Annotated in this window: 18 protein-coding genes and 1 riboswitch; of the genes, 9 read left to right on the top strand and 9 right to left on the bottom strand. The window is 39.2% G+C overall.

Going from position 1 to position 17,858, the window contains the following annotated elements; all coding sequences use genetic code 11:
- Window positions 1–29 precede the first annotated feature (29 nt).
- The 5 genes from lpdA to AAGU76_RS04460 form a co-directional block, all read right to left on the bottom strand.
- Entirely contained in the window at window positions 30–1,478 is a 1,449-nt protein-coding gene (lpdA, locus tag AAGU76_RS04440) for a dihydrolipoyl dehydrogenase (protein WP_342484233.1), read from the bottom strand.
- A 71-nt stretch (window positions 1,479–1,549) separates the two neighbouring features.
- Window positions 1,550–2,341, bottom strand: a complete 792-nt coding sequence (locus AAGU76_RS04445) for an SDR family NAD(P)-dependent oxidoreductase (protein ID WP_342484234.1) — start codon at window positions 2,339–2,341, stop codon at window positions 1,550–1,552.
- 38 nt (window positions 2,342–2,379) lie between these two features.
- Window positions 2,380–3,351, bottom strand: a complete 972-nt coding sequence (locus AAGU76_RS04450; protein WP_342484235.1) for an alpha-ketoacid dehydrogenase subunit beta — start codon at window positions 3,349–3,351, stop codon at window positions 2,380–2,382.
- A complete protein-coding gene (locus tag AAGU76_RS04455) occupies window positions 3,348–4,328 on the bottom strand; it encodes a thiamine pyrophosphate-dependent dehydrogenase E1 component subunit alpha (protein WP_342484236.1) in 981 nt (326 codons plus the stop codon). Before AAGU76_RS04455 ends, AAGU76_RS04450 begins: the two co-directional genes overlap by 4 nt.
- A gap of 75 nt (window positions 4,329–4,403) precedes the next feature.
- On the bottom strand, window positions 4,404–5,393 hold the full coding sequence (locus AAGU76_RS04460; RefSeq protein WP_342484237.1) for a dihydrolipoamide acetyltransferase family protein: 990 nt from the start codon (window positions 5,391–5,393) through the stop codon (window positions 4,404–4,406).
- A gap of 206 nt (window positions 5,394–5,599) precedes the next feature.
- Here AAGU76_RS04460 and AAGU76_RS04465 point away from each other — a divergent pair, with 206 nt between their 5' ends.
- The 7 genes from AAGU76_RS04465 (at window position 5,600) to AAGU76_RS04495 (ending at window position 10,783) form a co-directional block, all read left to right on the top strand.
- Window positions 5,600–6,718, top strand: a complete 1,119-nt coding sequence (locus tag AAGU76_RS04465) for a response regulator transcription factor (RefSeq protein ID WP_342484238.1) — start codon at window positions 5,600–5,602, stop codon at window positions 6,716–6,718.
- Between the two features lie 42 nt (window positions 6,719–6,760).
- Window positions 6,761–6,892, top strand: a riboswitch (TPP riboswitch).
- A gap of 80 nt (window positions 6,893–6,972) precedes the next feature.
- Window positions 6,973–7,269, top strand: coding sequence for a thiamine-binding protein (locus AAGU76_RS04470; protein ID WP_342484239.1), 297 nt, complete (start codon window positions 6,973–6,975; stop codon window positions 7,267–7,269).
- The gene (locus AAGU76_RS04475; protein WP_342484240.1) at window positions 7,238–8,011 is read left to right on the top strand and encodes an ABC transporter permease; all 774 of its coding nucleotides are present in this window, start codon (window positions 7,238–7,240) and stop codon (window positions 8,009–8,011) included. Before AAGU76_RS04470 ends, AAGU76_RS04475 begins: the two co-directional genes overlap by 32 nt.
- Before the next feature lie 26 nt (window positions 8,012–8,037).
- Complete coding sequence (locus AAGU76_RS04480; RefSeq protein WP_342484241.1) at window positions 8,038–9,063, top strand: ABC transporter substrate-binding protein; 1,026 nt, start codon at window positions 8,038–8,040, stop codon at window positions 9,061–9,063.
- 32 nt (window positions 9,064–9,095) lie between these two features.
- Window positions 9,096–9,833: an ABC transporter ATP-binding protein gene (locus AAGU76_RS04485; protein WP_342484242.1), complete on the top strand. Its 738-nt coding sequence runs from the start codon at window positions 9,096–9,098 to the stop codon at window positions 9,831–9,833.
- 30 nt (window positions 9,834–9,863) lie between these two features.
- Complete coding sequence (locus tag AAGU76_RS04490) at window positions 9,864–10,541, top strand: class I SAM-dependent methyltransferase (protein WP_342484243.1); 678 nt, start codon at window positions 9,864–9,866, stop codon at window positions 10,539–10,541.
- On the top strand, window positions 10,520–10,783 hold the full coding sequence (locus AAGU76_RS04495; protein ID WP_342484244.1) for a YkoF family thiamine/hydroxymethylpyrimidine-binding protein: 264 nt from the start codon (window positions 10,520–10,522) through the stop codon (window positions 10,781–10,783). The genes AAGU76_RS04490 and AAGU76_RS04495 overlap by 22 nt, the downstream gene beginning before the upstream one ends.
- A gap of 32 nt (window positions 10,784–10,815) precedes the next feature.
- On the opposite strand, the gene AAGU76_RS04500 is transcribed toward AAGU76_RS04495, so the two are convergent.
- Window positions 10,816–12,690 carry an FAD-dependent oxidoreductase gene (locus AAGU76_RS04500; RefSeq protein ID WP_342484245.1) on the bottom strand — a complete coding sequence of 625 codons (1,875 nt, stop codon included), beginning with the start codon at window positions 12,688–12,690 and terminating at the stop codon, window positions 10,816–10,818.
- A 200-nt stretch (window positions 12,691–12,890) separates the two neighbouring features.
- Between AAGU76_RS04500 and AAGU76_RS04505 the strand changes: the two genes are divergently transcribed.
- A complete protein-coding gene (locus AAGU76_RS04505; RefSeq protein ID WP_342484246.1) occupies window positions 12,891–13,487 on the top strand; it encodes a TetR/AcrR family transcriptional regulator in 597 nt (198 codons plus the stop codon).
- Window positions 13,488–13,575: 88 nt separating this feature from the next.
- Here the strand turns inward: AAGU76_RS04505 and AAGU76_RS04510 are convergent, their stop codons facing one another.
- Both AAGU76_RS04510 and AAGU76_RS04515 read right to left on the bottom strand, forming a co-directional pair.
- Window positions 13,576–14,793, bottom strand: a complete 1,218-nt coding sequence (locus AAGU76_RS04510) for a hypothetical protein (RefSeq protein ID WP_342484679.1) — start codon at window positions 14,791–14,793, stop codon at window positions 13,576–13,578.
- 325 nt (window positions 14,794–15,118) lie between these two features.
- Window positions 15,119–16,303, bottom strand: coding sequence for a PLP-dependent aminotransferase family protein (locus AAGU76_RS04515; RefSeq protein ID WP_342484247.1), 1,185 nt, complete (start codon window positions 16,301–16,303; stop codon window positions 15,119–15,121).
- Window positions 16,304–16,569: 266 nt separating this feature from the next.
- Between AAGU76_RS04515 and AAGU76_RS04520 the strand changes: the two genes are divergently transcribed.
- A complete protein-coding gene (locus tag AAGU76_RS04520) occupies window positions 16,570–16,866 on the top strand; it encodes a hypothetical protein (RefSeq protein ID WP_342484248.1) in 297 nt (98 codons plus the stop codon).
- A 90-nt stretch (window positions 16,867–16,956) separates the two neighbouring features.
- Here the strand turns inward: AAGU76_RS04520 and AAGU76_RS04525 are convergent, their stop codons facing one another.
- Window positions 16,957–17,820 carry an isocitrate lyase/PEP mutase family protein gene (locus AAGU76_RS04525; protein ID WP_342484249.1) on the bottom strand — a complete coding sequence of 288 codons (864 nt, stop codon included), beginning with the start codon at window positions 17,818–17,820 and terminating at the stop codon, window positions 16,957–16,959.
- Window positions 17,821–17,858 lie beyond the last annotated feature (38 nt).

Genomic DNA, 17,858 nt, shown 5'->3' on the forward strand with positions numbered 1-17,858 from the left:
TTTTTGGATTGATAAATGTTTTTTATTTTTTAAATTGAATGAAGATTAAGTCCAACAGCTGCCAAGGCTGACTCACCCAAAGCCTCAGAGAGAGTAGGATGCGCATGGACAGTATTGAGCAAATCCATGACTGTCATTTTTTTCTGTACAGCCAAGGTCAGTTCGGTAATCAACTCTGTAGCCTTGGGACCTATTATTGCCGCTCCCATGATTTGTTCGGACTCCTCATTGATGATAAGCTTTACAAAACCTTCATTGTGCCCTTCGATTAAAGCCTTGCCATTACCAGCAAATGGGAAACGAGCTATCTTTACTGAACCATGAAGCTCGCGTGCTTTTGACTCTGAGAGGCCCACGCTAGCTATCTCAGGATTTGTATATATGCAATGGGGTATAGCAGAATAATCAGCATTACAGGTTTTACCCATTATATTAAATACGGCCGTACGAGCTTCCATATAAGCAACATGAGCTAACTGTTCACTAAGTGTAACGTCTCCTATTGCATAAAGACCTGGTATATTAGTCCGCATTTGTTCATCTGTTTCTATATGACCGTTTCTCATACGAACTCCAATTTCCATAACTCCCACATCACTCAGCAATGCCTTTCGCCCAACACAAACTAACAATTTATCAAACTCAACCAATTGTAAATCACCATCAGGTAGTTTTACCTGAACGCATATTTCCCCACTAGATTGCTTGACAATACCTTGGGCAAGTGTTTGTGTGTAAATGCAAACCCCTTGCTTTTCCAAAAATTTTCTGATATTTTCCGATAGCTCTTCATCCTCCAAGGGTATGAGGCGGTCAGTCAACTCAATTATAGTAACCTTCACACCAAGTCGGGTAAAAATTGATGCAAATTCAACACCGATAACACCACCGCCTATGATGACCAAATTATTGGGCAATTCATTTAAGGATAACATTTGAGTGCTGTTCAATATTTTCTCCCCATCGGGCTCAAACCCAGGAATAACCACTTCTTTTGCTCCGGTAGCCAAAATTATGTTTTGAGCATGAACTTCCTGAGAACCATCTTCTGCCTTCACCAAAATGGTATTGGAATTCATAAGCTTTCCTTCGCCTGAAATAAACTTTATTTTGTTGGCCTTGACTAAATGAGTGACACCACCAACCAATTGAGTTACTACACGGTTTTTATAAGACATGATTTTTTTAAAATCAAATGAGACAGGACCGTATGTTACACCATACGCAGACGCATCGGCTGCTGAAGCATAAACATCCGTACACTTTAAAAGTGCTTTGGTTGGGATGCAGCCTGCGTTCAGACAGGTACCTCCCAACTTATTCTTTTCAATTAGTACGACATTTGCACCCATCCTTGCAGCCAGTATAGCTGCAGCATAACCACCTGGCCCTCCACCAATAACTGCAATATCTGAAGATATCTGTTCATTCATTTTACTCACCTTTTCAATAAAATTTCTATTAATCAATTCTGGCATCTCCTGCCCCTATAATGATAAAAGGGCTTTGAACCTGATACCACTCCAAGCCAAAGCCCTAATCGAAAATATCAGTGAATTGCACATCCACCATCTACATTTATTGTCTGTCCTGTAATATTTTTAGCCAAGTCAGATACCAAGAAGACAACCATATGCGCAATATCTTCTGGTTCTTGTGGCCTTCTTAGCGGAATCTGACTGCTTGAAAACTCATTGAAGACCTTATCCCTTACTGTGTCATCACCGTTATTCGTCATTAATTTCAACTGCGTTTCCCACATATTTGTTCTGATGATTCCTGGACAGACAGCATTTATATTGATGTTGCATTCAGCTGCCTCACGAGCCAGAGAATTGCTCAATGCAATTACTCCGTTTTTAGCTGCCGCGTAAACCGCTGCCCCAGGAGATCCCATTTTAGCCGCTACTGAAGACATATTGACGATTTTCCCTGATTTTTGTGGAACCATATATTTCAGTGCTGCCCTTGTGCCATAGATTACACCTTTGAGATCTATGTCTACCAATTTATCAATTTCTTGTTGTGTTAAGTCCATGAATGGCTTCATGATTCCAATGCCTGCGTTATTCACCATAATATCAAGCTTACCAAATTCTTTTACAACCTCATCTACACCCTTGTTGAAATCATCTGCATTACTGGTGTCAACTTTGAATGCCACGCTGGCAACGTTCATGTTTTTTATTTGTCTGACTACTTCTTGTGCTCCTTCATAATTCATGTCTCCAATTCCAACATCACATCCTGCTTCAGCCAGCTTCAAGGCAATAGCTTTTCCTAAGCCGCTTGCTGCACCTGTGACAATGGCCTTTTTACCTTCCAAATTAATAGATATCATCTTTCATTCCTCTTTTCCTATTATTTGAGGTGCTGGTATTACTTCAAAAGATCTTTAACACTCTTCACAATAGTATCTTTATTAGGCAGACAATACTGTTCAGTCATTCCGAATGGCAACGGAATGTTGGCTGCTCCTATTCTGATGATTGGTGTTTTTAAATATGGGAAAAATTTTTCTGTGATGACAGCGCTAATTTCACTGCCAAATCCGCCTCTCTTAGGAGCCTCATGCACAATAACCACACGTCCAGTCTTTTTTACTGACTCCCCTATCGTCTTAGTGTCAAGAGGTATTAAGGAGCGGGGGTCGATAATCTCCACTTCGATTCCTTCATTAGATAACTCCTTTGCTGCATCCAAAGCCTGGTATACTTGAGTCTGGAGAGCTATAATCGTCACATCTTTCCCTTCCCTGACCACTTGTGCCTGGCCTAAAGGTATGGTGTACTCTCCTTCAGGCACCTCACCCTTAACGCCCATCATAGATTTATGTTCTAAAAACAGCACCACATCATTATCACGTATGGCAGTCTTTAAAAGTCCTTTTGCATCATATGGTGTTGACGGCATAACAATTTTAATTCCAGGGAAGTTCATAAACCAAGCTTCTATACACTGGGAATGCTGGGCACCACCACCTACACCTGCTCCTTGAGGACAACGTACTGTCATAGGTACACTCAGTTCGCCACCCGACATGTAACGAGCCTTTGTACCCTGACTGGCAACCGCATCAAAAGCCATGATGACAAAATCTCCAAACTGCATTTCCACGATAGGCCTCTTGCCTGCCGTAGCAGCTCCAACACCAAAGTTAGCATATCCGGATTCAGCAACTGGCATATTGAATACGCGGTCAGGACCAAATTTTTGATATAGACCAGCAGACTGTTGAAAAGCACTGCCAAGCATGGCTACATCCTCTCCAATAAGGAATACATCTGGATCTCTCTCCATTTCCTCCATTTGGGCTTCCAAAATTGCTTGATTCATAGTAAGCATTCTCATAACAAATCACCTCCAAGATTTGTTGCATATACATTATCGTAATTCAGAATTTCTTCTGCAGTAGGAAATGGTTCTTTCTCTGCATAATTGAAGGCCTCTTCTATTTCCTGATGTACTTTTTCATCTATTTCCTCAAATTTCTTTTCACTTATGCCTTGCTCCAGCAACGTATTTTTCATGCGCTTAATACAATCCTCTTTGTAGGCGGTTTCAAGCTCCTCGGGATTTCTGTAAAAGCCTGGATCTCCCTCGAAATGGCCTCTCCAGCGACTAACCTTGGCTTCAACTATACTCGGTTGCCCTTTTCTCGCTTTAGCAATGGCATCTTCAAGAGTTTCTTTAACTTTTATTACATCATTACCATCGACAGTAATTCCCGTCATGCCATAGGCAGACGCTCTTTCAGAAAGGTTTTTAATCTTAGTCTGTTCATTAAACGGGTTAGATACAGCCCAACCATTGTTTTCAATATAGAAAACGATAGGCACATTCAGATTAGCTGCAATGTTCATGCCTTCATGCACATTACCTTCTGCAGCTGCACCATCTCCCAAAACACAAACTACTACAGAATCCTTTTTATCCATTTTCAAAGCCCAGGCATATCCAACTGCATTAGGGATTCCTGCTCCTAACATTCCGTTTACCGGTAATATGCGTTCTGCTTTACTGGAAATATGAAACGTGAAAGCATGACCCTTGTTGTAACCTGACCTTCTGCCTAAAAGCTCAGCAGTCAATTTCTTTAAATCAAGCTTATTTACCAGACCAGGATGAAATCGGTGTGTTGGCACTAAATAATCATTTGGTCCAAGCGCATTAACTACTCCAACTTGTGATGCCTCTTGTCCAATCCCCAGGTGGAAAAAACCTTGTAGCTTACCCTGTCCAAGCAGAGTAATTATTTTTTCTTCGTACTTACGACCCCTAACCAGCTGCTCATAAAATTTTAGCAATTCACTTTCTGAGTACTTCATTTTTACACCTCCATTGTGTTTTTAGATTGACTTATTTCGACTTAACTGAATTTAATTACTAATGATCCTCCTCCGCTAAATATTAATAATTTCCTTTGGATTTTTCATGAGATCCTTAATTGTTGATAAAAAAGTTACCGCAGGAATTCCATCCATTACAGCATGGTCAGCTGTCAGAGATAAAGTGGTCATGGGGCGTACAACTATTCTATCATCTTCTAAAGCCACTGGCTCCTTGCGGGTGGTTCCGATAGCCAAAATAGCAGCTTCAGGTGGATTGATGATAGGAGTAATAATATCAACATCAAACATTCCAAGGTTGCTGATAGTAAATGTTCCACCCGTCATTTCATCAGAGGTAATACGTTTTTCTTTAATTTTTAATGCCATATCTTTAATTTCCTGTGATATTTGCATCAGGCTTTTTTGCTCTACATTTTTTATAACAGGCACAAACAATCCATCTTCGCTTCCTACTCCAACGCCGATGTTAACAGATTTATATAAAACCAGTTTGCCATCTTCCATAGATGCATTTAAAAGTGGATTTTTCTCAAGGGCAAGACCTACTAATTTAACAAATATGTCAGTGTATGTAACTTTCTTTCCAAGCTCAGCTAATTCATCCTTTAATAATATCAATTCCGTCATGTCTGCTCGCGTAGTCATTGTTCCCTGTGGCGATATGCGTAAACTCTCAGACATTCTTTCTCCGATAACCTTTCTAAGGCTGCTAACCGGTTTTGACTCTAATATTGTTTTAGGACCCTGTTGATCCTCTATTTTGATTTCTGTATACTGTGCAGTATGGTGGTTCGTATTACTGTTTGATTCAGAAATTATTCCTATTACTGTAGCCACAGGAACTGTCTCTCCTTCTTGGACAATGATTTTGTCCATATATCCATCTGCTGATGCCTCAATCTCGCTGGTCAATTTTTCTGAAGATATTTCAGCCAAAGACTCTCCCTTTTTAACAGTATCGCCTTCCTTTTTAAACCAGTTTACCAAGGTCCCTTCTTTCATAGTCGCACCTAATCTTGGCATATAAACTTCAATGCTCATATTTGTCTCTCCTTTCTTTTTTATTAAATCTTATCAAATAATAAAATCGTTATCATCGCATAAATTCCTTATTTTTTTGAATAACACATACGTAAATTTACGTATTTTTATAGTTTCAACAATTTATTATTGCTAAAAATTTAAAATATTTATATAATTATAATAATAAAATGGCATGATAAAAAATTTTTGAGGGAGGTCTTAATATGGGCAGAAGTCTTCTCACAATTAAGGATTACGACAAAATCCTGCAGTTTATTTCTCAAATTCATAACGGTAAGGGAGATTACCGTTATGAATTGTTAAAAAACATTTCAAATATTTTTTCATTCAACTACCTCACATTTCATCTAATTGATTCTGACGGCCGGTTTTCTAGCCCTATAGGCCTCAATATAAGTGGACAACTTTTTCAGATGTATGCTGAGTACTATTTCAAAACAGATATTTTCCATCCAATTAACATGGGTTACTTTATGATGACTAAGAAAACGATTGCAATAACCGATCTTATGTCCTTAAAACAATTTGAAGCAACGGAGTATTACAAAGATTTCTTGAAAAAGGATAATCTATATTATGAAGTAGCCATGCCCCTAAAGTTCAATAACCAGCTGATCGGTGCGCTTGGTATATTTCGTCCGAAAGAAGAAGGTAACTTTACTCCCAGGGATTATGAGATTCTAAGAAGTCTTTATGACAATATAACTTATCAACTCCACGAGTATCTTGTAAGAACTCAAATAAAAAATGAGCAGCAGATTTACAAAAATTGCATATCACAGCTGCCCATAGGCATGATTGTTCTTGATCAAAGAAGGAATATCATCAACAGTAATGAGATTGCCAAAATTTATTGTCTCGATCTTTTAAGCGAAACCTTTATTTCTGATCCAGTCCATGAAGTTGTGCAAAATATATTGCCTAATATATCTTTTCAATCCAAGGATTCCACTTCAGCCATTTATTATGAACTGGATAACTATACTATCAAGATAGTGCCTTCGATTGTTCCAAGTATGCAAAACGGTGTTGAAACCTATTACCTTCTTTATATAATTAAAAAATCACCAACAAAACTCCAAAATGTGCATGCTTTTACCTATAAATACAACCTTACTGAACGACAGCTGGAAATTGTGGAATTGCTTTCTCAGGGATTCTCCAACAAAGAAATAGCTTCAAAGTTGTATATCAGTACTCATACTGTTCGGACACATATGGATAATATCTTCAACAAGCTGAATGTCAGCAGCCGAACCGCTATACTTTTTAAACTGGGTTTCATTGAAGATACCGCCAACAAAGACCTCCAAAGAACTTGATTTCTTCTCACTCCTTGACAACAACATTTCATTATGATAATATTTAATTCATAGGGGAGCTTAATGAATTAGGCTGAGAAGCGGACTACTCCAATGTTCAAAACCCTGAAACAGTAAAACTGTTTGGAACCTGATCCAGGTAATGCTGGCGTAGGGATTGTATATATTGGCGCATAACCTTTAGGATTACAACCTCTCCCATTGCCGGAGAGGTTTTTGTTATACCTATACTAATTAAATTTCAGGAGGGCTTTATGCAAGCAAATGTAGCTATTCAGGTATTACCGCATGTGGATTCTGATGAAGAGGTAATCCGTATTGTAGATGAAGTAATTGCGTATATTAAGAGCACGGGATTAAATTACTATGTGGGACCAAGCGAAACTTCGATTGAAGGAGATTATGACCAACTGATGGAAATAGTTAAAAACTGCCAGTTAATAGCAGTCAAGGCAGGAGCTCCGAAGGTATCTTCATATGTAAAAATAGGTTATGCTCCGGATGGTGGTGTGCTGACTATTGAAAAAAAAGTTACAAAGCATCATCAATAAGGTATCTCCGTTTTTTGCCATAGTTGTCATATTGATCGTATGGCAGCTTTTATCCACCACGGGGGTTGTGCCGAAGTACATGCTTCCTTCTCCTGCTGATGTGGTTATGGCATTTGTCAATGATTTTCCGCTTTTGATGGAACATGCTAAGGCAACTTTGACTGAAGCGTTTTTGGGCCTGACCATCGGAACAGCGCTGGGATTTGTCATTGCCGTACTCATGGACAGATTCAACTTTTTTTACAAATCCGTGTACCCAATCATGGTTCTGACGCAGACTGTTCCTACTGTTGCCATAGCACCTCTTTTGGTTCTTTGGCTGGGTTACGGAATTTTGCCCAAAATCACGCTGATAGTCATAACGACGTTTTTCCCCATAGCCGTTAGCTTGCTGGAAGGGTTTAACTCCGCAGACAAGGATGCTCTTAATCTGTTGAGGGCAATGGGTGCAAACAGGCTTCAATGCTTCATACATATTAAGCTGCCAGGTGCCTTAAGCCAGTTTTTCTCAGGTCTTAGAATTTCAGTTTCCTACTCGGTGGTGGGGGCTGTGGTTTCTGAGTGGCTGGGAGGCTTCACGGGCCTTGGTGTCTATATGACCAGGGTAAGAAAATCTTATTCCTTTGACAAGATGTTCGCTGTTATATTTTTTATTTCAGCCATAAGTCTGCTGCTGATGTTTGCAGTGTCTTTTCTAAAAAAATCAGCAATGCCATGGGAAAATACAAAAAAAGAAAATTGAATATCAAAATTGAAAGGACAATGAAAATGAAAAACATAAAAAGAAAATCTTTGTATCTGGTTGCTGTGCTGATGCTTTCACTGTTTGTGCTTGCATCCTGCAGTTCAAACCAGTCTCAGAATCAGGGCAGCAACAATCAGACTGCTGAAAATCAGAAAGTAAGAATCGTACTTGACTGGACGCCCAATACAAACCACACAGGCTTATATGTTGCCCAGTCAAAAGGATATTTTGCTAAACAGGGACTGGACGTTGAAATCATGCAGCCGCCGGAGGGTGGAGCTGAAGCCTTGGTTGGCGGCGGCGGAGCCGAATTCGGAATAAGCTTCCAGGACACGCTGGCACCAAACTTTGCTTCTGCAAACTCAATGCCCATTACAGCAGTTGCCGCATTGATTCAGCACAACACTTCAGGTATAATTTCACTTAAGGAAGACGGTATTGACTCCCCTGCCAAAATGGCCGGTCACAACTATGCCACATGGGATATGCCCATTGAGCAGGCCATCATCAGAAAGATAGTTGAAGATGACGGCGGAAACTTCGATGAAATAGAAATGGTGCCCAGCACTGTAACCGATGTTATCACAGCCTTGCAGACAGATATAGACACCGTTTGGGTATATTATGCATGGGACGGCATAGCAACAAAGGTTAAGGGACTAGAGACAAACTACTTAAACTTTGCTGACTACGGTACAGAACTTGATTACTACAGCCCTGTACTTATCACAAACACCAATTATGCGCAGGAAAATCCTGAAACTGTAAAAAAAGCACTGTCTGCCATAAAACAGGGATATGAATTTGCAATAGAAAATCCTGAGGATGCAGCGAAGATACTGCTTGAAGCTGCTCCTGAACTGGATTCAGAAATAGTAATAGAAAGTCAGAAATGGCTTGCTGACCAATATATTGCAGACGCGGCGCAGTGGGGTTATATAGACCAGGAAAGATGGGACGGCTTCTATGGATGGCTGTTTGAAAACAAGCTCATTGAAAGTGAAATTCCTAAAGGGGCAGGATTTACAAACCTATACCTTATGGATTAATTTGATAAATACAAAGATTAGAGGATCAGCCGATGAATAAGCTAGCTACTAAAAACATAACTGTCAGCTATGAAGGTTCTAAAGTCATAGATGATATTTCCATTGAATTGAAACAGGGAGAGATTGTCGCCATTTTAGGAGTTAGCGGAGTTGGAAAAACAACGTTGTTCAATGTGATAGCAGGCCTCGTAAAGCCTGATGGCGGAACGGTTGAACTGGACGGTAAAAACATAACGGGAACAACAGGCAATGTAAGCTACATGCTGCAAAAAGACCTGCTTCTTCCCTACAAAACCATAATTGATAATGTATCTCTCCCCTTGATCATAAGGGGAGAGAAAAAATCAAAGGCTCGTGAATACACTTCAAAATATTTTGAAGAGTTTGGGCTTGAAGGCACTGAAAACAAGTATCCCAACCAGCTGTCAGGGGGTATGAGACAAAGGGCCGCACTGCTTAGGACATATCTTTTTTCAAACCAGGTTGCATTGTTGGACGAACCTTTCAGCGCACTGGACAACATTACAAAGGGCAACATGCACCAATGGTACTTGAATGTCATGGAGCAAATAAAGCTTTCGACATTCCTCATTACCCACGACATAGACGAAGCCATATTGTTATCTGACAGGATTTATATCATAGCAGGAAAACCCGGTAAGATTACGGAAGAAATAACAATTGACGAACCTAAACCAAGGCATAAGGATTTCATCGTGAGCGAAAAATTCATGAGCTATAAAAAACACATCATTAAGAGTCTTGAATAGCTGCAGTACAAATGAAACGGAGTGAGAATCATGGCTATATTTGATAATGTTGCATCTGATTACGATGCATGGTATACGGATAAAAAGGGAAACTTTGTTGATAAGGTTGAAACAGACCTTGCCTTTAAAATGATCCGCGTTGAAAAGGGCATGAATGTTCTGGACATCGGATGCGGTACAGGTAACTTCAGCATAAAGCTTGCAAAGATGGGCTGCAATGTTACAGGAATTGACATTTCAGACAACATGCTTGACATTGCACGCAAAAAATCAGCAGAAGAAAATCTCCCCATCAAGTTTTTGCATATGGATTTGATTGATTTAAAGTTTAAGGAAAATGAATTTGATGCAGTATTTTCCATGGCTGCCTTTGAATTTGTAGAGGATGAGGATGCTCCGAAGGCTCTTGAAGGAATGCTTCGGGTTGTCAAGGAAGGCGGCCAGGTGCTGATTGGAACCATTTCAGCCAACAGCAGCTGGGGAAAATTATATCAGGATGAAGACTTCAACAAGGATACCGTGTTTAAGTACGCAAAGTTTAAAACTTTAGATGACTTAAAAAACTGGAACAAAGAAAAACTTGCTGATTCCGGTCAATGCCTGTTTATTTCTCCCCTTTCCCCTGAAGAGGATTACATTTACGAAAAGGAAAATGAAATGGCTGGTAAAACAGTGGGAGGTTACATATGTGCCCTGTGGAAAAAATAGCTTCATGCCAGATAACATTCACTCCAATCGTCAGTGACGATTATATGGAAGATGTAAAAAGAGTGCTGGACATCATAGAAGATTCAGGTCTTGAAAACAGCGTGGGAGTTCTTTCAACCTTCGTGAGAGGCGAAAAAAGCAAGGTTTTAAAACTCATAACAGACATCTATGAAATCATGGACAGCAAAACTAAATTTTCGATGGACATTAAGATTTCAAACATATGCGGCTGCGGACAATAGTCCACAGCCGCTAATTTGTATTATAATATTGATTATTTATTTAAAGCAGCCGCAACAGATTCCCCTGCAAGTTTGCCGGATGTAACTGCCCATGAAAGCATACACGTAGGCATTGATTCATATCCATGGATGCCTCCAACATTTTCTCCGGCAGCATATAGACCTGGAATAGCTTCATCATTTGCATTTAAAACTTCAAAGTTTTCGTTTATGCTGAGGCCGCCTAAAGTTGTAGCAAACCTGAGTTTTTGTTCAACTATGTAGTATGTCCCATCCGTATCAAGCGTGAACAGCTCTTCACGGCCAAATTCAGAATCTGCTCCTGCCTCAACCATCTTGTTCCAGTTGTCTATAGTTTCTTTTAATGCTACCCCATCAATTCCAGCAGATTTGGCAACTTCTTCAATATTATTGCCACGTCTAAAAATAGGAGTTCCATCAGGCGTATTGAACCATTTTTCTTGCTCTTCAAATGTGAATTTTCCAGCAGCACTTGAATTTTCATCTCCGTTTGCAAGTACGCTCCATTTATCCCAAGCTTTTTGATCCATTACCAGGTAAATTATCTTATCAGTTTGTTTTTTTGTAGCATTTTTTATAGAAACAAAATCTAAATTTTCATCTACAACACGCTTGCCTTCTTTGTTAACATATATTGCGCCTGTCTTTTGTGTTGTTTGCATGCTATGAACAGTTGCTACCCTTCCTTTTCCGGGCTCAACTTCAATTCCCTGAGGGTACATTTTAACGTAGTCCATGAATTTAAGTTTTGCTCCTGCATTTTTGGCCATAATAATGCCTTCACCTGTTGAAGAAGCTGCTCCATAGAATAATACCCCGTCCAAAGCATCTGAAAGCATATCAGGATTATTTCCGAAGCCACCTGTTGCCAGAATAGTTTTTTCAGCCTTTATATTTACTGTATTGCCATCGCCGTCAACTGCTACTGCTCCTATTACCGCATCTCCATCCATTATCAGGCTTTTAGCTTCAGTCTCCATCATTAAAGTTCCACCGGCAGCTTCAAACTTCTCAGCCAAAATTTCAAGCATCTTTATACTTTTGCCCGTTACGTAGTAAGAACGTTGAACTGAGTGTTCAGGGAAATTAGAGAATTGATTTTCAATAACAACTCCCATATCTTCTATAAGCCAATCCAGTGTTGGTCCCATCTCATTAGCCCATATCCAAGTTAACCTCGGATCATTTGCATACTCTCCACCTTTTACTATATCCATAAATATTTTTTCAGGTGAGTCATCAGTTAAGCCGAAAGATTTCTGCAATTTGGAGCCTCCGCCGGCGAGACCACCGGCAATTGAAGATGCACCGGCGAAAGAAGCCAGTTTTTCAATTAATATTACATTTTTAACTCCGTTCTCCATAGCAGCATTTGCAGCAGTAAGTCCTGCCCCGCCTGCACCTATAATCAATAAATCCGCTTCTTTTTCAATTGTTTTTGATTCTTCCTTAATTGCTTGAGATTCTGCTGCCTTTAGAGACTCCACATCTCCTCCAGCCTGTTGCACGCAAGAAGCTACTGCCTCGATGATTCCTTTAGAACTGTTTGTTGCGCCAGTTACAGCATCGACTTTTAACGTTTGTCCTTCAACTATTTTTGTTGGAATTCTTTCGATAGCCGGGTCACTGAGCCCAGCAGTTTCACTGTGTTCTTTTACCTTTATGCTCTCAATGGCGGCATCTGTAAATGTAACCTCAACTTTAATTGTTCCATTGTTTCCTTTTCCTTCACCAGTATAAGTTCCAGCATTATACAATTTTGCAGAACTCTGTTGTGCCGCATTCTGAGTTGCTGCACTTTGTTGTGAACAACCCGTAACCATTGATACTATCATTAAAACAGCTAGCATCAAAGCGGTTAAAGATTTAAAATTTCTTTTAAACATAATTTTCTCTCCCCAATTATAAAATTTTCTACCGCATAACATACCGCGGTATGTTATGCGGTATGTTTTATATTATAATCAGCATCCAATTGTTTGTCAAGTTACTAACAAACATTTTCTAATTTTAATTGGCTTGACATTAAATTATAAAATTATTACAATTAATCACATGAATAAAAAAAATAACTAGGATGATAAACATGTCGATTAATACAACATTTCAAGAACAGAAATCTGCACAGACGAGACAGATTATTTTAGACTCAGCAATAGAATTGTTTAAAAAATACGGCGTAAATAAAGTTACAATTGATGATATATGCAATAATTGTGAATTAACAAAGGGCTCTTTTTATTATTATTTCCCTTCAAAGGACTACATAGTTACTATGTCTGTCAATTCAGGTTTGGATAAATACATAGCAGAAAATTATTTCTTTGATGTAAAGCTTCCCTTCAAAGAACAATTAATCAGCTTAAATTTATGTGCGTTTAATTATTTCAAAAAAATAGGCAAAGAAATAACCCGAGCATCATATGTAAGTCAAGTTAATTCATCAATAGATGTTAGAGTAAAAGGACGTTCTTATGTTGATAATCTGACTTCAATAATAGAGAATGCACTTAATGAAAATGCTTTTTCAACTAAAATGAGTTTTAATGAGACTTATATTCATTGCATTGCTGTTTTTACAGGTATACTTATGAAATGGTGTACTAACAATGATAAACAAGATGATATAATAGATTGGACAAAAATGATAAAAGAACAGTTTAGGATTATGTTTAAAGATTAAATTTTGAATGGATATAAAGATTTCAAATATATGCGGCTGCGGACAATAATCCACAGCCGCTTTATTGTTACAAAGCGTTAAATATTAACTACTTCGAACTCTTACTGAAATTCAGTGATGCATATTTTTCATCATAATCTTCACAGAACCAAACCTGGTAAACTCCCAAAGGCGATTTCCTGTTTGGTGTCAATAAGCTTCCCACATACATTCCGAGGAATGATACGATTATCGAAATCAGGAATGGATTCATGTTTCCCATGTTTGCAACCCACCATGGTTTAGTAGCCGGATTTGTGGAAACAAGATACAATCCTATGTAAGTCATGGCACCAAGTATCACTGAAGCTGAAGCGCCTGTTGAGGTTGCTTTCTTCCAGTAGAATCCCATAAATACCGGCACGTACCATGCTGAAGCAAGAGCACCTATTGCAAAGTTTATTACCATCTGAGTTAACGGTGATGGGAACCAAGCTATTGCAACAGCTATAGCAGCTACCACAAGAACCATTACATTATTGATTTTTGCAGCCTTCTCATCTGTCGTATCAGGCAGCAGGCAGTCAACTATGAAGTCTTTTGAAAGGTGAGCAGCTCCTGCCATACAAACACCGGCTATTGAAGACTGGATGGCTGCAAACACTCCGCAGAATATGATTCCGCCCAACCATGAAGGAAGTAGGTTCGTTGCAACATACATGGTAGTGTAGTCAGCTGACTGAATATTTGGATTCAATGCATAAGTCCAGGGTCCGATCATGCACATGATTCCCTGACAAACCGTAAATACGATACAGCTTATCATGGCACCTCTGGCAAGCTTGTAGTGGTCATTGTATGTCAGGGTTACTGACAGCGCATGAGGAATACTGCCCAAACCGACTCCACCGAATATGGCTAGTCCAAGAGATTGCCAGAAACCCCAGGCATCTGCAAGAACCAGCGAAGGTTTTGTTTCTGCAGCAGTTCTCAAAGCTGCTTCGAGGCTTCCGTAAGCTGCTGCATTTTTTGTTAATAGAACAATTGCTATTGTTAAAACAGATATCAGCATTATAACACCCTGCACAACGGCTACCTTAGCGAGAGATTTTATACCGCCTGACATGGTGTAAATTATTGTAACAATTACCGTCAGCAATAAACCGACATAATATTGTCCGGAACCGGTAGCAACAGCAAAGGCTTTTGCTCCAAGTGATATCTGACCGACAGCAAAGAACATCAAAAAAGCGGCTCCGGTTATGGACATGGCACCTGAAAATACTTTGGAATTGAATCTTAATCTTAACAGCTGAACAAAGGATATGGCACCTGTTCTTGCTCTTAATAACGTATTACGCTAAAAAGCGAGTTGGCTCAGTGATAATTGGCACAAAAGTACCATTGGTTATGACGTCACGTTCAGATTCTGTCGAAGACAAATTAATTTCCATCGCTCTTTTAAGTTTCCTCGTAGATTAGCAGCAGGCTGAGTAAATCCTGCCGATTAAAAAATGAGCTGTCCAAATAGATGTTTCTACCAGGACAGCTCTTTTGGTTCAGTCTTATAAAACAGGATGCTGTATTTAGTGCATTCCTGTCATCCTGAGCGTTAGCGAAGGATCTCATATGTTAAAATCATTTTATGAACACTAATAGTACCTTTTTAAAACTTTTCCCAATCTTTTTATACCTTCAACTATTTTTTCATCAGGCATACATGAATAATTCACTCTGAAAAAGTTCTTTCTGGCGCTGTTTGGGAAGAAGCTTCCTCCCGGAACGTAAGCAACATTTTCTTTTATGCATTCTTCCATTATAGCTGCAGCATCAAGATCCTCTCTCAGCTCAACCCACGTAAAGAGTCCGCCGTAGGGATTTGTATGCTTCACTTCTTCAGGAAAATACTTGTCCATGCTTTCAAGCATCAGTGTTCTGCGTTTTCCATAAACATCCCTGATTTTTTCTATGTGTTCGTTTAAATCATACTTCTGCATGAATACTGCAGCAATCCTCTGGTCCAGTGAACTTGACTGCAGATCGGCTCCTTGCTTTATAAGCACGTATTTATTTAGTATTTCAGGTGAAGCGCATATCCATCCCAGCCTCAGACCTGGAGTGAAGGTTTTTGAGAAAGTGCCTAGAAACACAACCCAACCTTCCTTATCAAAACTCTTTATTGCAGGATGAACTTCTCCTTCATATATGAGTTCTCCATAGGGATTGTCCTCTATTACAGGAATCTTGTACTCTGAAGCTAATTCAGCAATTCTTTTTCTTCTGTCATCGGAGAGTGTTATGCCTGTTGGATTTTGAAAATCAGGAATTGTATAAATCATTTTTGCTTCAGGATTTTCCTTCAGAGCCTTTTCAAGCTCTGACATTATCATGCCATGCTCATCCATTTCAACTTCAACAAATTTTGGTTCGTAAGCCTTGAATGCATTTATGGCTCCAAGATAACTGGGACTTTCGCAAATTACAACGTCACCCCTATTCAGAAACAGCTTTGCTGAAAACTCAAGTCCCTGCTGAGAACCTGTGGTTATGATCACATCATCGGCAGTAAGATTCATGTGTGCAGTTGACATTCTCTCTGTCGCGACTATTTCCCTGAGAGGCCTGTATCCCTCCGTAGGGCCGTACTGCAGTGCTGCAGCACCATCCTTATCCATAACTTCTGAAATTACTTCTTTTATCTTTTCTATCGGAAATAATTCCTTGGCCGGAAGACCGCCTGCAAAGGAAATTATTTCGGGCATTTCAGTCAGTTTAAGCAGTTCTCTTATTTCAGAAGCTTTTAAACCATTTGCCCTATCAGAAAATCTTATTTCCATAAAACCCCTCCTTTTAACTTTTCTTTATATACTACAACTTTTGTATCTCTTTGACAATATTAAATACAGCCATATTTCAGAAATATATAGTATTAAAAAGCCATGTTTATCATCTCATAACCATGGCCTTTGAAATTTTTATGTCTGTCTTTTAAAATGGCTACCTGCTTATGCTACGCTGTATATTTTAACTTTAGGGTCATCGCTGAACCACAAATGAATTATGGCATATATTAATATAGTAAACTTTTAAAAGGAATGGTTATATGAATAAAGAAAATATGGGCTTTGATGATATAATTAGAACTTTAGGTATTGATGATACCTCAGAAACAGTAGGAGAAAACAATGCATCAAACAATACATATAAGGCGTTGGTTTCATGTATTACTTCACTGCCTCCAAAGCAGTTTATACTTTTGTCATCTTTGATCGGTATTTTGCTTATAGACAGCATCGATGCAAAAGATCAAATAATACTTGGAAAATTCATTAATAATGTAGGCCAGACAATATTAACAGCTGCCGCTCAGGAGCAAATAAATAATAAAAAGGATAAATAACACTCAAAGGATTGATCGCTTGAGTGTTATTTATGTAGGTTTTATATTCTAAAGGTCTGTGAGTATATGGACGCTTACTGTTTTTCCGACTTATAAGAACGACTTTTCCAATTCGCGCAGCTCCTGCAGATCAATCATGCTGTTGAACGTCGGAAAATCAACAATCTTATCCAATGAAGACAAGGATGTGTCATTTTCTTTCATGCTGCTTAGGATGTCAATAACTGCCTTAGTGGCAGCGTACAAAGGAGATACGGGATAAATGGCTATTTTATATCCAATGTTTTCAAGTTCATTGTTTTTAAGCATTGGAGTCTTACCCTTTTCAACCATGTTGGCAAGAAGAGGTGACTTTATGCATTGAGCAACTTTTTTCATTTCATCCACAGACTGCGGCGCTTCAATAAATATGATGTCAGCACCCGCCTCTTCATAGATCTTTGCTCTTTCAAGCGCATCTTCAAAACCATTGACTGCTCTTGCATCAGTTCTGGCAATTATGCAAAGGTCAGGATCTTTCCTTGCGGATACAGCTGCTTTAATCTTTGCAACCATTTCTTCTTTGGATATTATTTCTTTTCCTTCCATATGCCCGCATCTTTTTGGCGTGACTTGGTCTTCAAGCTGTATGGCAGCAACTCCGGCACGCTCATATTCCTGCACTGTGCGCATTACATTAAGATTACCGCCATAACCGTTGTCTGCATCTGCTATAACAGGTGTGTCTCCTGCTGCATCAACTATGTTTTTTGCAGCTGCCACCATTTCGGTCAACGTGATTAATCCAATATCCGGTTTTCCCAACACACTTGCAGATACACCGTAACCCGTCATATAAACTGCCTGGAAGCCTGATTTTGAGATTAACTTTGCAGACCACGCATCATATGCGCCTGGAGCCACAATTATTTTATTCTGAGATAGCATTTCTCTTAGTTTTTTTGCTGCTGTCATGATATTCTCCTGAAATTATTAATTGAATTTTACTATGC

The organism is Sedimentibacter sp. (genome assembly GCF_038562225.1).
Taxonomy (GTDB): domain Bacteria; phylum Bacillota; class Clostridia; order Tissierellales; family Sedimentibacteraceae; genus Sedimentibacter.

Excerpts from the sequence above, each read along its gene's own strand:
- lpdA (WP_342484233.1), bottom strand. The coding sequence starts at position 1,478 with ATGCCAGAATTGATTAATAGAAATTTTATTGAAAAGGTGAGTAAAATG.
- AAGU76_RS04445 (WP_342484234.1), bottom strand. The coding sequence starts at position 2,341 with ATGATATCTATTAATTTGGAAGGTAAAAAGGCCATTGTCACAGGTGCA.
- AAGU76_RS04450 (WP_342484235.1), bottom strand. The coding sequence starts at position 3,351 with ATGAGAATGCTTACTATGAATCAAGCAATTTTGGAAGCCCAAATGGAG.
- AAGU76_RS04455 (WP_342484236.1), bottom strand. The coding sequence starts at position 4,328 with ATGAAGTACTCAGAAAGTGAATTGCTAAAATTTTATGAGCAGCTGGTT.
- AAGU76_RS04460 (WP_342484237.1), bottom strand. The coding sequence starts at position 5,393 with ATGAGCATTGAAGTTTATATGCCAAGATTAGGTGCGACTATGAAAGAA.
- AAGU76_RS04465 (WP_342484238.1), top strand. The coding sequence starts at position 5,600 with ATGGGCAGAAGTCTTCTCACAATTAAGGATTACGACAAAATCCTGCAG.
- AAGU76_RS04470 (WP_342484239.1), top strand. The coding sequence starts at position 6,973 with ATGCAAGCAAATGTAGCTATTCAGGTATTACCGCATGTGGATTCTGAT.
- AAGU76_RS04480 (WP_342484241.1), top strand. The coding sequence starts at position 8,038 with ATGAAAAACATAAAAAGAAAATCTTTGTATCTGGTTGCTGTGCTGATG.
- AAGU76_RS04485 (WP_342484242.1), top strand. The coding sequence starts at position 9,096 with ATGAATAAGCTAGCTACTAAAAACATAACTGTCAGCTATGAAGGTTCT.
- AAGU76_RS04490 (WP_342484243.1), top strand. The coding sequence starts at position 9,864 with ATGGCTATATTTGATAATGTTGCATCTGATTACGATGCATGGTATACG.
- AAGU76_RS04495 (WP_342484244.1), top strand. The coding sequence starts at position 10,520 with ATGTGCCCTGTGGAAAAAATAGCTTCATGCCAGATAACATTCACTCCA.
- AAGU76_RS04500 (WP_342484245.1), bottom strand. The coding sequence starts at position 12,690 with ATGTTTAAAAGAAATTTTAAATCTTTAACCGCTTTGATGCTAGCTGTT.
- AAGU76_RS04505 (WP_342484246.1), top strand. The coding sequence starts at position 12,891 with ATGTCGATTAATACAACATTTCAAGAACAGAAATCTGCACAGACGAGA.
- AAGU76_RS04515 (WP_342484247.1), bottom strand. The coding sequence starts at position 16,303 with ATGGAAATAAGATTTTCTGATAGGGCAAATGGTTTAAAAGCTTCTGAA.
- AAGU76_RS04520 (WP_342484248.1), top strand. The coding sequence starts at position 16,570 with ATGAATAAAGAAAATATGGGCTTTGATGATATAATTAGAACTTTAGGT.
- AAGU76_RS04525 (WP_342484249.1), bottom strand. The coding sequence starts at position 17,820 with ATGACAGCAGCAAAAAAACTAAGAGAAATGCTATCTCAGAATAAAATA.